The organism is Candidatus Frankia nodulisporulans (assembly GCF_902806475.1).
GTDB classification, from domain to species: domain Bacteria; phylum Actinomycetota; class Actinomycetes; order Frankiales; family Frankiaceae; genus Frankia; species Frankia umida.
In genome coordinates, this window is record NZ_CADCWS010000087.1 from 1 (window position 1) to 15,284 (window position 15,284).

7 protein-coding genes and 2 pseudogenes are annotated in these 15,284 nt (G+C 70.7%); 5 read left to right on the forward strand and 4 right to left on the reverse strand.

The annotated features are described in order from the left end of the window. Positions 1-489 (reverse strand): annotated as a pseudogene (locus G6R24_RS22260) (DNA cytosine methyltransferase); the annotation flags it as partial. Between the two features lie 13 nt (positions 490-502). Then, positions 503-1,840, reverse strand: a complete 1,338-nt coding sequence (locus tag G6R24_RS10365) for a DNA cytosine methyltransferase (protein ID WP_225438359.1) — start codon at positions 1,838-1,840, stop codon at positions 503-505. Positions 1,841-2,221: 381 nt separating this feature from the next. On the opposite strand from G6R24_RS10365, the gene G6R24_RS10370 reads away from it, so the two are divergent. From G6R24_RS10370 to G6R24_RS10390, 5 genes are all read left to right on the forward strand, one after another. Continuing rightward, positions 2,222-3,508, forward strand: a complete 1,287-nt coding sequence (locus G6R24_RS10370; protein ID WP_225438360.1) for an ATP-binding protein — start codon at positions 2,222-2,224, stop codon at positions 3,506-3,508. 176 nt (positions 3,509-3,684) lie between these two features. Then, positions 3,685-4,482 (forward strand): response regulator transcription factor, encoded by a 798-nt coding sequence (locus G6R24_RS10375; protein ID WP_192029118.1) that lies wholly within the window; start codon positions 3,685-3,687, stop codon positions 4,480-4,482. Positions 4,483-4,496: 14 nt separating this feature from the next. Further along, the gene (locus tag G6R24_RS10380) at positions 4,497-6,596 is read left to right on the forward strand and encodes a sensor histidine kinase (RefSeq protein WP_163549053.1); all 2,100 of its coding nucleotides are present in this window, start codon (positions 4,497-4,499) and stop codon (positions 6,594-6,596) included. A 389-nt stretch (positions 6,597-6,985) separates the two neighbouring features. Then, complete coding sequence (locus tag G6R24_RS10385; protein WP_163549054.1) at positions 6,986-9,538, forward strand: ArnT family glycosyltransferase; 2,553 nt, start codon at positions 6,986-6,988, stop codon at positions 9,536-9,538. 206 nt (positions 9,539-9,744) lie between these two features. Further along, the gene (locus G6R24_RS10390; protein WP_163549055.1) at positions 9,745-11,136 is read left to right on the forward strand and encodes a bifunctional glycosyltransferase family 2/GtrA family protein; all 1,392 of its coding nucleotides are present in this window, start codon (positions 9,745-9,747) and stop codon (positions 11,134-11,136) included. Positions 11,137-11,244: 108 nt separating this feature from the next. Here the strand turns inward: G6R24_RS10390 and G6R24_RS10395 are convergent, their stop codons facing one another. Beyond that, on the reverse strand, positions 11,245-14,628 hold the full coding sequence (locus tag G6R24_RS10395) for a pyruvate carboxylase (RefSeq protein ID WP_163549056.1): 3,384 nt from the start codon (positions 14,626-14,628) through the stop codon (positions 11,245-11,247). A 137-nt stretch (positions 14,629-14,765) separates the two neighbouring features. Continuing rightward, a pseudogene (locus G6R24_RS10400) lies at positions 14,766-15,284 on the reverse strand (glutamine synthetase); the annotation flags it as partial.

Genomic DNA, 15,284 nt, shown 5'->3' on the forward strand with positions numbered 1-15,284 from the left:
GGACTGCAACGGACAGGTCCGGCAACCGGAGGCCTCCGGCCCGCAGGTTGTCATGCTCAGGTGCCGAACAGCCGCCATCCGCAGCGGGGCGGCATCATCGGTCCCGACCAGCCTGGCCAGGTCGATGCGGCCGTCGGTCAACGGGTTCTGCTCATGTGACCGGGTCCCGCGGAACCGCGCGGCGAGGCGCACCGTGCTCGCACTCGCGAGCAGGACATCGTGGCCGCGAAGCAAACGGAACACCTTTGCCTCCGCCGGCCGTAGGCCGACCTGGGCAATGACAGCTTCCGCATCCTGCGGCAGCGGCGCGTTCTTGAGCCGGCCAAGCCGGCCAAGCCGGCGTCTGCTGTTGGGCGGCGCCAGGTGCAGAACGGTCCTCAGGCCCTCCTCATCGAGCCGATCTCGATCGCGCAGCCATCCGAGCACCGGCAGGTCATCTGCCTGGATCGGAAACGGTCTGGACAACAACGCGCAGGCCAAGGCAACCATCGGGGTCATCGCCCTACCTGGAACCGCAGTCCATGCCTCGCTGCGGGCGAGGCCCGTAGCCCAGTTCTCCAGCTGCTGGTGCACCGTCGGCCAGTTCAGGGCCTGCTCTTCGGCCAGTGCATCCGCCGGCTGTTCGTCGGCCGCATGTGGCCGCAGAGCACGCGCAGCGGCCTCCCCGGCCAGCGGCCGGGACCGCATTGCCGATCTGCCGGTAGGCGTCGCTGCGATAGCCGGCAAACCTGAACCGGTCCGGGAACGTCTGGAGCCGGGCCGCCTCGCGCACGGTCAGGGTCCGCAGCTCCTGCGGATGGATATACCAGTAACCGTCCTTCGCAATGTGCGCGGTGATCGTTCGGCTGAGCTCGGCCCAGCCGAGTCGGTTGTACTTGTCATCGAAGGAGTCGCTCCTGTACCGGCGCATCTCCGCTGGAAGTTCTGAGTACAGGGTCTTCTCGTCCATGAGCGCGAACGCCCGGCGGTCATCATCACGGACGGGACGGGTGAAGTGATCGTGGATCACCGCGCTGTCCGCACCCTCGCGCATCCGACGGGCGAATCCGGACATCTCCGTTGCAACATAGATCATTTCCCGCGCACCGGTCGTCAGTTCAAGCGGTGGCAGGTCGCCGATCGCGTCAGCCACCGTGACCTGCGGATGCTCGTCCTGTGCCGGCCAGTCGAAGGAGCTGCCATCCCGACGGCCAAGCAGCATGAGCCGGCGACGGTGCTGTGGCACACCGAACTTCGAGGTGTCGATGATCTTCACTTCGGTGGCGTAGCCCCACCTCTCCAGATCACCGACGATCCGACGCACCGTCTGGAAGTCGTCGCCAAGACCCATGTCCGGCACGTTCTCCATCAGCACGGCACGTGGCCTCAGCTCGAGCACCACCGCGAGGAAGGCGCCCCAGAGTTCACGCCGTGGATCGAAACGTGCCCGCGACGTCCGCGCGACCAGACTGCGGATCTTGCTTGAGCCGGCCCGACTGTACGGCTGACAGGGCGGGCCGCCCGCAACAAGGTCGATCTCCACGCCGGCCAGCGCACCGACCAGCTCGTCACGCTTCTCGGGCTCGCTGAGATCAAGCTGCATTGCCTTGCCGCGGAAGTTCGCACGATGCGTCTCCACCGCACGCGGATCATGGTCGACGGCAGCGACCACCGTCCAACCAGCCTGCTCCAGACCCAGACTCAGACCACCTGCACCACTGAACAGATCCACCGCCAGAGGCCGGCCGGACGCCTGCTCAGCCAGACACCAGGCGCCGAAGTCCTCCTCTGCCGGAGTGCCGGGACAGGGCTTCAGCTGCAGCAGATCACTGCGCTCAAGGCGCACGCCATACGTGGCCACCGTCACCCTCCCCCAAGGAACGCGTCAGTACGGACATGCCTCAGCCGACACAGACGATCGGTGGCCGTGGTGGTTGACACCAACTCCGGACACAGAGGGCCAAAGGCTACCACTCCCATCCGTCGAGCCATCCGGCCGAGACCGCCGCATCAGGACTCCGTCAATATCGAACATACGTTCGTATCGGTAATCGGTCAACCTCTACCGCGCCAGGAATCTCGCACAACCTCGGAAGCGAACCACACCGTCCACAGCAGCACCGGCGCGTCGGGCTCAGGAGCTCGACAACAGCACGAGCCGAGTGCGACATACGTGCCGTCCTGCCGGACCGCCTGTGGGATCCTGGACGTCGCTCAGATCCGGACAGGAGGGGGAGATTACGTGCGAAGTGGACGAACCTATGAGGTCACCCCTTCGGCCGCACGACTCACACGGTCGCTGCGAGACGTCGGCTACGACTTCCCGTCCGCCATCGCCGACCTCGTCGACAACAGCATCTCCGCCGACGCCGGCCACATTCAGGTCATCATCGAGTTCGACGGCACCGACTCCCGCGTCCTCATTGCGGACGACGGAGTTGGCATGAGCGAGAACGCGCTGGTCGAGGCGCTCCGGTTCGGCTCGCGCCGTAGTTACCAGGACAGCGACCTGGGACGCTACGGCCTCGGCCTGAAGACCGCGTCCCTCTCACAGGGCAGGTCCGTCACCGTGGTGACCCGACGGTCCGCCTCGGCGGACCGCGTGTTCGTCCGTGAGCTCGACCTTGACCTTGTCGAGGAGCTCGACGAGTGGCTGGTCGTCGCGCCACGCCGCAGCCCCGGGATCGACCGCGCGCAGGAGCTGCTCGGCGACGCCCCGGGAACCGTCGTGCTCTGGCGTGCTCTGGACCGCGTACTGCCCGAAAGGCGTCCGGACGGCGGCTGGGCGCGTCGCCGCCTCGACAGCTACGCCCGCAGGACGGCGGAGCATCTCGCCGTGGTGTTCCATCGCTTCATCGAGGGCCTGCCCGACGGGCGAAGAGTCACCATCTCGGTGAACGGCGAAAAGGTGGAGCCCTGGAACCCCTTCGCGCCCGACGAGGAACATCGTCACGAGCTGCCGGCGCAACGGTTCGACGTCACCTCTGGTGATCACTCCGGCACCGTTCGCCTACGGCGATTCGTGCTTCCCGCCCGTCCTCAGTTCTCCTCACCGGAGGAGTTCGAGCGGCTCTCGGGCCCGCTGAACTGGAACCGGCAGCAGGGCCTCTACGTCTACCGGGCAGATCGGCTGGTCCAGTGGGGTGGCTGGGCCGGCATCCGCGGGATCGACGAGCATCTCAAACTGGCCCGCGCCTGTCTCGACTTCGACACCTCGACTTCGACACCTCGCTGGACCCGGCCTTCAACATCAACGTCTCGAAGATGCGTGTCTCGATGCCGCCCCAACTCCGCCAGTTGCTGGCTGCCTCGATCAACGAACTGTGCACGGCTGCGAACGCGACCTACCGGCGCTCCACACCCGGCGGCAACCTGCCACTTCACCGTGGCATTCGACCACCCGCTGCCCCGCCCAACGGTGATCTCGCCCTGGCTGGCCTCGCTCTGCGGTCCGCCGCCATGCAGACAGGTCACTACGAGGCACTCGAGTCCATCCTCGCGGTCATCCGACGCGACGCCCCTTCGATAGCCGCCGCCCTCGATCCCGGCCTTGCCGCGGGCTGACCTGCGACGACAGCACCCTCAGGATGCCTCTCGATGGAGGCCTGCGCTCCATCACGGTGTCCACCACACTCGTGGGGCACTCACAGGAAGTTCACAGCGAGGACTCAGCTGACGGCTAGGGATCTGGGAGAGGCTGTCCTCATGCAACCGGTGCGGGTACTCGTGGTGGACGACGAGACGACACTGGCGGAGCTGCTGTCGATGGCGCTGCGCTATGAGGGCTGGGAAGTGCGCAGCGCTGGGGACGGGCGGACCGCCCTGCGACTGGCACGCGAGTTCCGGCCCGACGCGGTCGTGCTCGACATCATGCTGCCGGACATGGACGGGCTGGAGGTGCTGCGGCGGCTACGAGCGGAGAGTCCGGACGTGCCCGTCCTGTTCCTCACCGCTCGCGATGCCGTCGAGGATCGGGTCGCGGGGCTGACCGCGGGTGGCGACGACTACGTCACGAAGCCGTTCAGCCTTGAGGAACTGGTCGCGCGGCTGCGGGGGCTGATGCGGCGGGCGGCGCGCAACACCGAGGCCGCGCAGGGTGCCCGGCTGGTCGTCGGCGACCTCACCATGGACGAGGAGAGCCGCGAGGTGGACCGTGGAGGGGTGCCCGTCCATCTGACCGCCACCGAGTTCGAGCTGCTCCGCTTCTTCATGCGCAACCCACGTCGGGTACTGAGCAAGGCGCAGATCCTCGATCGGGTGTGGAACTACGACTTCGGCGGTCAGGCCAACGTGGTCGAACTGTACGTCTCCTACCTGCGTAAGAAGATCGACGCCGGACGTCCGCCGATGATCCACACGATGCGCGGTGCCGGCTACGTCCTGCGTCCGGCCGATCAGGCCCAGGGTGCGCCTGGTCCGCCCGGGGCTGGCACCTCGGCGGTGTCGTCCTCGGCGGTGTCGGCGTCGGCGTCGGCTGGTGGCGGCCTGGGCCGTCGGGGCTGACGGGGTTGATCTGAATGGCTGTCGCAGAGCTGCCCGGTGGCGCCTCGGGTCCGGTCCCCAGGCCGGGGCGACGTTCCGGTGCGCGCCGCAGCAGGGCTGCTCGCGGCGGCGAGCCGGGGCATGGGCGGAAGGTCTCACCGGCCCGCTGGTCCTTGCGTGCCCGGCTGATCGCCCTGCTCATGGTGCTGCTGGCGACCGCGTCCATGGCGATCGTGTTCGTCACGGCGGCGGCTCTGCGCGGTGTCCTGATCAACCAGCTTGACCATCAGCTCGTGGACACCAGCCGTCGGTGGGGCCGCGATGGCATCCCCGGTCTGCCCCCTGCCGGGGCCGGCCTGCTGCCCGGAAGCGGTTACGGCGGTGGCTACGGAAGCGGCTACGGCACGGGGTCCGGCAGCGGCACGGGCTCAGGTGACAGCTCGGAGTCGGACAGCGGCACCGGATCGGGCGGTGCGACGGGTTCGGGCAGCGGTACCACCGCCACCACCACATCCGCGACCACAACGACAACATCGGCGAACGCGCAGACGGCGGTGGTCGTGCGCACGGTCGCGGCGTCCAGCGGCGGCACGTCCACGGCGGCGCAGAACGCGCTGGACGAGCTGGACGGCACGGCTCTGGTGAACGGGTTCTTCCGCGGGCCGGTGGATCCGGGCACGCTCGCGGCGGTGATCGACGGCAGCACCCTCTACGGGGCGACCTACGACTCGTCCACGAACGCCCTGCAGTCGGTCACTGACGGGGAGGCGGTAACGATCGCCGCGGTCCCCCGCGACGGAAACGCGTACACCCGCACCATCGGTGGCGATGAGTACCGCATCATCAGCACCACGCGGGCGAACGGTACGACCGTGGTCACCGCCCTGCCGATGGCGCAGGTCAACGCCACGTTGACCAAGATGACGGTGATCGGTGGGGTGGTCGCCTTGGTCGGGGTCGCGGCCACCGCGATCGCCGGGACGATCATCATCCGGGTGACGCTGCGGCCGTTGCGCCGGGTGGCGGCCACCGCGTCCCGGGTGGCGGAGCTGCCGCTGGAACGCGGCGAGGTCGCGCTGTCCGTGCGGGTGGCCGAGGTCGACACCGACCCGCGCACCGAGGTCGGGCAGGTCGGCGCGGCGCTCAACCAGATGCTCGGTCATATCGGTAACGCGCTCGCCGTCCGGCATGCCAGCGAGACGCGGATGCGGCAGTTCCTCGCCGACGTGAGCCACGAACTGCGCACCCCGCTGGCCGCGATCAGCGGCTACGCGGAGCTCACCCGACGCACCCGCGAACCGGTCCCGCCGGACGTCACCTACGCGATGAGCCGGGTCGAATCGGAAAGCGCCCGGATGACATCCCTGGTCTCGGACCTGCTGTTGCTCGCCCGGATCGACTCGGGCCGGCCGTTGGAGCACGAGTCGGTCGACCTTTCCGACCTCGTCGTCCACGCGGTCAGTGACGCCCATGTCGCCGCGCCCGGCCACCGGTTCAGCCTGGACCTGCCCGAGGAGCCCGTCTCCGTCACCGGCGACGCCGCGCGCCTGCACCAGGTCCTCGCGAACCTGCTGGCCAACGCCCGCACCCACACCCCGCCCGGCACCCTGGTGACCGCGAGCCTGTCCGCCACGGCCACCGACGCCATCATCGCCGTCGTCGACAACGGCCCCGGCATCGCTCCCGAACTCCTCCCGCAGATCTTCGAACGCTTCGCCCGCGGCGACAGCTCCCGTTCCCGCGCCGCCGGCAGCACCGGCCTCGGTCTCGCGATCGTCGCCGCCGTCATCGAGGCCCATCACGGCCGTGTCGAGGCCAGCAGTGTCCCCGGCCGCACCGCCTTCGTCGTCCGCCTCCCCCGCACGTCCTCGGACGGCTCCCTTCCCATCTCGGACGGCTCCGCCCTCGGCGAGGCGTTCGGCGTTCCCGCTGACGGCGCCATGGGCGCTCCCGGCAACGGTGCGGTCGGGGCTCCTGGTGGTGGCGCGATCGGGGCTCTTGGTGGTGGCGCCGTCGGGGATCCCATGGGCGGCGGCGTCGGCCGTGCCCGGGGGGATCACCTGCCCATTGACGCCCCCACCGGTGGTTTCCTCGCCGCCCCGGCGCTCGGGCACACACCGTCGCCCCGCCCATAACCTCCGCGGACACCGCGCTCCGCCGCCCGATCCCTGGTCACGCCAGCCTCTCATCCACGAACAGACCCTGACAGCCCGCCCACTCTCCGCAACCGTAACAACCCCCACCCTCACGCACGGCAACCAGCTCGGGCCGTCATCACAGCCTGCCAACAGCCCCAAGGCAAGATCCCCCCACGCGGGTCGCCGTGGGGGGCAAAAAGGACACGAACACCCCCACGACGACCCGTGTGCACCCTGCATACCCGTGACCCCCGGCAGATCCGTCACACCGGGTAACTGCGACCGGAGACAGGGGCCGGGACCGGGGCTACCCGGGGGCGGAGCTCACAGGTTGGTCACAGGTGGAACACAAGGAGCCGAAAGGTCCGCGGCGCAGGGTGATTCCCATGTCGTCGACTCTCACCGACCCGATCCCCGAAGCGCGGGATCGGCGTGCCCACGGGCACCGTCGCAGGTTGCCGTGGACCAGGACAGGCCCGGCCGGAACACCCGACCATGACGGATCTGAAGGATCCGACGGATCCGACGCGCCGACCGAGGTCGGGGCTGGCTCCGGTGAGGCGGGGCAGCCCGACGTCGGGGCGGTGCCGGAGAACGCACCCGATCCGCGCTGGGTGCGACCGGCGCTGGCGGTGCTGCTGATCGGCACGGCGGTGCTGTACCTGTGGGATCTCGGCGCGTCCGGCTGGGCGAACGCCTTCTACTCGGCGGCGGTGCAGGCCGGGTCGGTGAGCTGGAAGGCGTTCTTCTACGGGTCCTCGGATGCCGGGAACTCCATCACCGTCGACAAGCCGCCGGCGTCCCTGTGGATCATGGCGCTCTCGGTGCGGATCTTCGGGCTGAACTCGTGGAGCATTCTTGTTCCCGAGGCGCTGATGGGTGTGGCGTCCGTCGGGCTGCTCTACAAGTCGGTGCGCCGGTACGCGGGTCCGGTGGCCGGGCTCATCGCCGGGCTGGTGTTGGCGCTCACACCGATCGCCGCGGTGATGTTCAAGTTCAACAATCCGGACGCGCTGCTCGTGCTGCTGCTGATCGGCGGTGCGTACGCGACGCTTCGGGCCGTCGAACAGGCCAGTACGAAGTGGATGGTGCTGGCCGGTGTGCTGGTCAGCTTCGCCTTCCTGACGAAGCTGTTGCAGGCGCTGGTCGTGGTGCCGGTGTTCGCCCTGGTCTATCTGGCGTTCGCGCCGACCGGGTTCTGGCGGCGGGTCCGGCAGACCCTGGCCGGTGGGCTCGGGCTGCTGATTCCGTCCGGACTGTTCATCGCGATCGTCGAGCTGGTTCCGGCGTCGTCCCGGCCGTACATCGGTGGCTCCCAGAAGAACAGTCTGTGGGAACTCACCCTGGGCTACAACGGGCTGGGACGCCTCACCGGTAACGAGACCGGCAGCGTCGGCGGTGGTGGTGCTCGCCGGGCCGCCGGGACGGCCGCGGGGGGCGCGTTGCAGAACGGGGCGGCCGGCGCCGTACCGGGCACGGGTACCGGTACCGGCGGCGCGTTCACCTTCCCCGGTGGTGGGGGCGGTCCCGGTGGCGGTGGCGGGCCTGGCGGTGGCGGGATGTGGGGTCAGACCGGCTGGCTGCGGATGTTCGGCGACGAGGTCGGTGGCCAGATCTCCTGGCTGCTGCCGGCCTCGCTGATCCTGCTGGGCGCGGGCCTGTGGATCACCCGGCGGGCGCCGCGGACGGACCGGCTGCGCGCCGCGCTCGTGCTGTGGGGCGGCTGGCTGCTGGTCACCGGGATCATCTTCAGCCAGATGCAGGGCATCTTCCACCCGTACTACACCGTCGCGCTCGCGCCGGCGATCGGCGCCGTGGTCGGCATGGGGGCGGTGCTGATCTGGCGCCAGCGCCACCATCCTGCCGCCGCGGTCGCCGGTGCCGCCGCGATCGGTGTGACCACCTGGTGGACGTTCCACCTGCTCGACCGCACCCCCGACTGGAACCCGTGGATTCGCTACACGGTGCTGGTCACCGGCATCATCGCCGCGCTCGGTTTCCTCGCCTGCGTCCGGTTGCCGCGCCGGGCCGCGCTCGGCGTCGCCATCCTGACGCTGGTCACCGGTCTGCTCGGCCCCGGCGCGTACACGATCGCCACCGCCGGCGCCCCGCACACCGGTTCGATCCCCTCGGCCGGTCCGGCCGGCGCCGGTTTCGGCGGCGGTCCCGGCGGGATGGGTCGTCGTAACGGCAACGGCCAGTTCGGACGGTTCGGCCAGCGCGGCGCCGGAGCTCAGGGCTTCCCCGGCGCCCCGGGTGCCGCTGGTGGCCCCGGCGGCATGGGCGCGCTTCCCGGCCAGAACGGCGCCACCGCGCCGGGCCAGGGCGGCACGGGCACCGGCGGCGGCACGGGCACCGGCGGCGGCACGGGCACCGGCGGCGGCACGGGCACCGGCGGCGGCACGGGCACCGGCGGCGGCACGGGCACCGGCGGCGGCACGGGCACCGGCGGCGGCACGGCTGGTCAGGGTGCTACTGGTGGTACGGCGACGGGTCCGGGCGCCGCTGGCGGTCGGGGTGGCATGGGCGGTCTGCTGGACGCGGCCAAGCCGAGCCAGGAGATCGTCAACCTGTTCAAGCAGAACGCTGACCAGTACACCTGGGTCGCCGCGGCGGTCGGTTCGAACAGCGCCGCCGGCTATCAGCTGGCCACGCAAAAGCCGGTGATGCCGATCGGTGGCTTCAACGGCAGCGACCCGTCGCCCACCCTCGCCGAGTTCCAGAAGTACGTCAGCGACAAGAAGATCCATTACTTCATCGGCGGCGGCGGCTTCGGCCAGTCCATGGGCGGCAGCAGCGCCTCCAGCAGCATCGCGAGCTGGATCGAGGCGAACTTCACCGCCAGGACGGTCGGCGGGGTCACCCTCTACGACCTCACCGCCCCGAAGACGGCCACGTCCACCTCGACCACCGGCGCGACCACCGCCCAGACCACCTGACCCACCGACCCGACCACTGATCGGACCGCGGCCCTGCGGTCCCCCGACCCGGCCGTGCGTTCCAGCCCCCTTCCCCTCGGGCTGGAACGCACGGCCACGTGGCAGGCCAGGCGGCCTCACCCATCCGGGCGAGGCCGTCGCTGTTCACAGTCACCACACAGGATCGGCACACGGGTGCCACAGCTCACCGACCGAGAGTGAGTGTCATGACGACGTCGATGCGATCCCTGGCGACCGGTACTGCCTCCACCGCCCCCGTGCAGCGCGTTGGCGGCGGTTGGGCACAGGCCACGACAGCAACACTGGAGGACGAGCGGACGGTGGACGACCAGCATCCCGTCGCCGTCCTGGACGTCGTCATCCCCGTCTACAACGAGGAGGACGACCTCGCGCCGTGCGTGCGCCGGCTGCACGCACATCTGCGGGACGGTTTTCCCTACCCCTTCCAGATCACGGTGGCGGACAACGCCAGCACCGACAACACCCTGGGCATCGCGCTGGCCCTCCAGGAGGAACTGCCCGGTGTCCGGGCCTTCCACCTGGACGCCAAGGGACGCGGCCGGGCGCTGCGGGCGGCGTGGAGCGAGTCGTCCGCGCCGGTGCTCGCCTACATGGACGTCGACCTGTCCACCGACCTGGCCGCCCTGTTGCCGCTGGTCGCCCCGCTGATCACCGGGCACTCCGACCTGGCGATCGGCACCCGGCTGTCCCGCACGTCCCGCGTGGTGCGCGGGCCGCGCCGCGAGGTGATCTCCCGCTGCTACAACATGATCCTGCGGGGGACGTTGGCGGCCCGTTTCTCCGACGCCCAGTGCGGGTTCAAGGCGATCCGCGCGGACGCGGCGTCCGCGCTGCTGCCGCTGGTCAAGGACACCGGCTGGTTCTTCGACACCGAACTGCTCGTGCTCGCGGAACGGGCCGGCATGCGCATCCACGAGGTGCCGGTCGACTGGGTGGACGATCCCGACAGCCGGGTCGACGTGGTCGCCACCGCCATGGCCGACCTCAAGGGGGTCGCCCGCCTGCTACGTGCTCTCGGCAGCGGCGCGCTCCCCGTCGCGGACCTGCGCCGCGAGTTCGGCCGCGGACCCCTGACCGCCGCCGCCGGTAGTGCTCTGACCAGCGGAAACACTGACAGTTCGAGGGATACGGGAGACGGCGTGCAGGTTCCTGGAGTGCCACGGGGGCTGCCGAGGCAGCTGGTCCGCTTCGCCGCGATCGGCGTCGCCAGCACCCTGGCCTACCTGCTTCTGTTCGTCCTGCTGCGGACGTTCACCGGTGCGCAGGCCGCGAACCTGCTCGCCCTGCTGATCACCGCCGTGGCGAACACCGCGGCGAACCGTCGGCTCACCTTCGGTCTCACCGGCCCCGAGCAGGCCGGCCGCCACCATCTCCAGGGCCTTGTCGTCTTCGGTATCGGGCTGGGGCTGACCAGCGGCTCGCTCGCTCTTCTGCACGCCGGCAGTGGTCATCCCGGACGCGGCCTGGAGGTCACCGTCCTGGTCCTGGCGAACCTGCTGTCCACCGTCATCCGCTTCCTGCTGATGCGCGCCTGGGTCTTCCGTCCGCAGCGTCCCGCCACCAGCCAGGCCTCCTGAGCCGCGCCCACCCGCCTTCCGGTCCCGGTACGACGCCGGGCCGGCCCGCCCCAGTCAGAGTCCTGGGACGGGCCGGCCCGGCGTTTCACGTCTGGTCAGGGGCAGAAGTCAGGGGCGCAGGATGAGCAGGAGGTCACCGACCTCGACGGAGTCGCCGCTGGTGCGCACGAGTTCGGCGATGGTGCCGGCGACGGGGCTGGTGACAGCGGCTTCCATCTTCATGGCCTCGACGACGGCGAGTTTCTGGCCGGCGGTCACCGTGTCGCCGACGCCGACGACGAAGGTGACGATGCCGGGCAGGCCGGCACCGATCTGCTTCGGGTCGGCGGGGTCGACCCGGCGGGCCGCGGTGGTCGTGGCGGTGATGGAGGTGTCGCGGACCCGCACCGGGCGGGGCTGACCGTTGACCCGCAGGTACAGGGTGCGCAGGGCGGCGTCGTCCGGTTCGGAGAGGGTCTCCAGCTCGACGATGATCTCCACACCGGGTTCCAGGGTGACGGCGAGCGGCACGCCGGGACGCAGGCCGTAGAGATAGCCCTCGGTGGGGATGACGGAGGTGTCGCCGTAGGCCTCGACGGCGCCGAGGTAGTCCTTCCACGGGCCGGGGAACAGCAGCCGGGACAGCGCCGCGCGGCGGCGGGCGCCACCGGCGTCGAGTTCGGCGGAGTCGGCGGCGTCCAGGGTGGCCGAGGGCGGTTCCGGGTGTCGTCCGGCGAGGGCACGCTCGCGGAACGGTTCGGCGAAACCGGCCGGGGGGGTGCCGAGTTCCCCGGCGAGGTAGCCCAGGACGCTGGCGGGCAGGTCGAACTGTTCGGGGTGTTCGCGCAGCAGGTCGACGTCGATGCCGCCGCCGACGAGGAACAGGGCGAGGTCGCCGACGACCTTGCTGGTCGGGGTCACCTTGATGGGCTTGCCGAGCAGGTCGTTCGCGACCGCGTAGGCCTCCTGGACCGCGGGCCACCGGTCGCCGAGGCCGAGCGCGATGGCCTGCTGGCGCAGGTTGGTGAGCTGGCCGCCGGGGATCTCGTGCCGGTAGACCGCGCCGGTCGGTGCGCGCAGGCCCGCCTCGAACGGTGCGTACAGGTCCCGCACCGCCTCCCAGTAGGCCTCCATCGACGACAGGGCGCCCAGGTCGATCCCGGTGGAGCGGGGCGTGTGGTCGGTGGCGGCGACCAGCGCCGACATGTTCACCTGGCTGGTGCCGCCGGACATCGGGGCCGCGGCGGCGTCGACGGCGTCGACACCGGCCGCGGCGGCGGCGAGCAGGGTGGCGAGCTGGCCGCCGGCGGTGTCATGGGTGTGCAGGTGGACGGGCAGGTCGAAGCGTTCCCGCAGGGCGGTGACCAGGGTGCTGGCGGCGGTGGGACGCAGCAGACCGGCCATGTCCTTGATCGCCAGGACGTGGACGCCCGCGTCGACGAGCTGCTCGGCCAGCCGCAGGTAGTAGTCCAGGGTGTAGATCCGCTCGGCGGGGTTCGACAGGTCACCGGTGTAGCACAGGGTGCCCTCGGCGATCGCCGTGCCGGTGGCGAGCACCGCGTCGATCGCCGGGCGCATCTGTTCCATGTCGTTCAACGCGTCGAAGACCCGGAAGATGTCGACGCCGGTGGACGCGGCCTCCGCGACGAACGCCCGCACCACATCGTCCGGGTAGGGGGTGTAGCCGACGGCGTTGCGGCCGCGTAGCAGCATCTGGATGCACATGTTCGGCGCGACCGCGCGCAGCGCGGCGAGACGCTCCCACGGGTCCTCGGCGAGGAAGCGCAGCGCCACGTCGTAGGTCGCCCCGCCCCACGCCTCCAGGCTCAGCAGGTTCGGGGTGAGCGCGGCGAACGCGGGCGCCGCCGCGAGAATGTCGAAGCTGCGCAGCCGGGTCGCCAGCAGCGACTGGTGCGCGTCGCGCAACGTCGTGTCGGTGACGGCCAGCGTCTCCTGGGCGCGCAGCCGCGCGGCCCAGCCGGCCGGTCCAAGCTCCGCCAGCAGCTGACGTGACCCGCGAGGTTCGGCGGGGACCTCGGGCAGCTGCGGCAGGGCCGTGCGCGGGTCAACGAGGACACCGGCGGGCCGCAGCAGGCCGTTGACGGTGCTTTCGGCGAGCCGGGCGAGCATCCGGCTGGTCCGGTCGGCACCGCGGCCGGGGACCAGCAGTTCGGGACGTTCGTCGATGAACGACGTGGTGACCCCGCCGGCGAGGAAACCCGGGTCGACCAGCACCCGCCCCAGGAAGTCGATGTTGGTGCGGACACCGCGGACGCGGAACTCGTCCAGGGCCCGCCGGGCCCGCCGGGCGGCCTTCTCCAGGGTGCTGCCGCGGGTCGTCAGTTTCACCAGCAGCGAGTCGAAGTACGGGCTGACCTCCGCACCCGCGTACGTCGCCCCGTCCAGGCGGACACCGGGACCACCGGGCGACTGGTAGAAGCTGATCGTCCCGGTGTCGGGGCGGAAGCCGTCGGAGGGGTCCTCGGTGGTGACCCGGCACTGGATGGCGGTGCCACGCAGCGCGATCCGGTCCTGGCTGAGGTTCAGATCGTCGAGGCTCTCACCGGCGGCGACGCGCAGCTGCGCGGCCACCAGGTCGACGCCGGTCACCTCCTCGGTGACCGTGTGCTCCACCTGGATCCGCGGATTCATCTCCATGAAGGTGTAGGAGCCATCGGCGCCCAGCAGGAATTCGACGGTACCGGCATTGACATAACCGACATGGCGAGCGAATCGCACGGCGTCCGCGCAGATACTGGCGCGCACGGCCTCGTCCAGTTCGGGCGCCGGCGCGATCTCGACGACCTTCTGATGCCGGCGCTGCACCGAACAGTCCCGCTCGTACAGGTGGATGATGTTCCCGTACGAGTCGGCGAACACCTGCACCTCGATGTGCCGCGGGCGGTCGACCGCCTGTTCCAGGAACACCGTGCCGTCCCCGAACGCCGCCGCCGCCTCCCGTGACGCGCGGCCCACCGCGTCCGCGAGATCCGCCGGGCGCTCCACCCGGCGCAGTCCACGTCCCCCACCGCCCGCGGACGCCTTCACGAACAGCGGGAAACCCACCGCCGCCGCGGCCTGCTCCGCGCCCACACCGTCGGGCAACGGTGCCGAGGCGCGCAGGACCGGCAGCCCGGCCGCCATCGCCGCGTCCCGCGCCGCGACCTTGTCTCCGGTCAGGCGCAGCACCGACGGCGGCGGGCCGACGAAGGTCACCCCGGCCGCGGCACACGCCTCCGCCAGCACCGCGGACTCCGACAGGAAGCCGTAGCCCGGATGCAACGCGTCCGCTTCGGCCTGCTTGGCCACCGTCAGCAACGCGTCGATATCCAGATAACCCCGCACAGGATGCCCGGGAACACCGATCTCATAGGCCTCGGATGCCTTGGTGCGATGAAGCGCGGACACGTCCTCAGGGGTGTAGACGGCAACCGTGCGCAGGCCCAGTTCCTGGGCGGCACGAAAAACTCGGACGGCGATCTCACTGCGGTTGGCTACCAGGACCTTGCGCACACGCGCCTCCTCGGACGGGTGCGCATCATTGTGAAGGGAGGGCCCACGCACACGCCAAAGCAACGTGGCCTTCGCCACATAAGACGTCCCGACGTTTATATCCGATCCGCTTCCATGCCGCGTCCGGCGGCACACGGTCAGTATCGCCAGCGGGTCGCGGCGACGACCTCGTCCGGCGCGGCGGCGGCGAACCGGAGGATCTCCGCGTGCCGGAGGGCGACGACCGTGTCGTGCAGCCGTGGCCCGCAGGCGGCCCGCAGCACCTCGTCCGCCTCGAAGGCCGCCAGCGCCGCGCTGAGGGTCGTGGGCAGCCGTCGGATGCCCCGGCGGTCGCGTTCGGCGGCCTCCAGCCGGGCGGGGTCGACGTCCACCGCGGCGGGCAGCCGGGCGCCGACGAGCAGCCCGTCCTGCCCGGCGGCGAGCAGCGCCGCGACGACCAGGTAGGGGTTCGCCGCCAGATCGAAGCACTTCACCTCGAGGTTCGCCGAACGCCCACCGGCCGCGGCCGGGCCCGGGGCCATCCGCAGCGCCGCCTCCCGGTTCTCCCGTCCCCAACAGGCGTACACACCCGCCCACCGTGACGGCACAAGCCGCAGGTAGGAGGCGACGCTCGGGGCGCCCAGCGCCATCAGCGCCGGCAGCCGCCCCAGGATGCC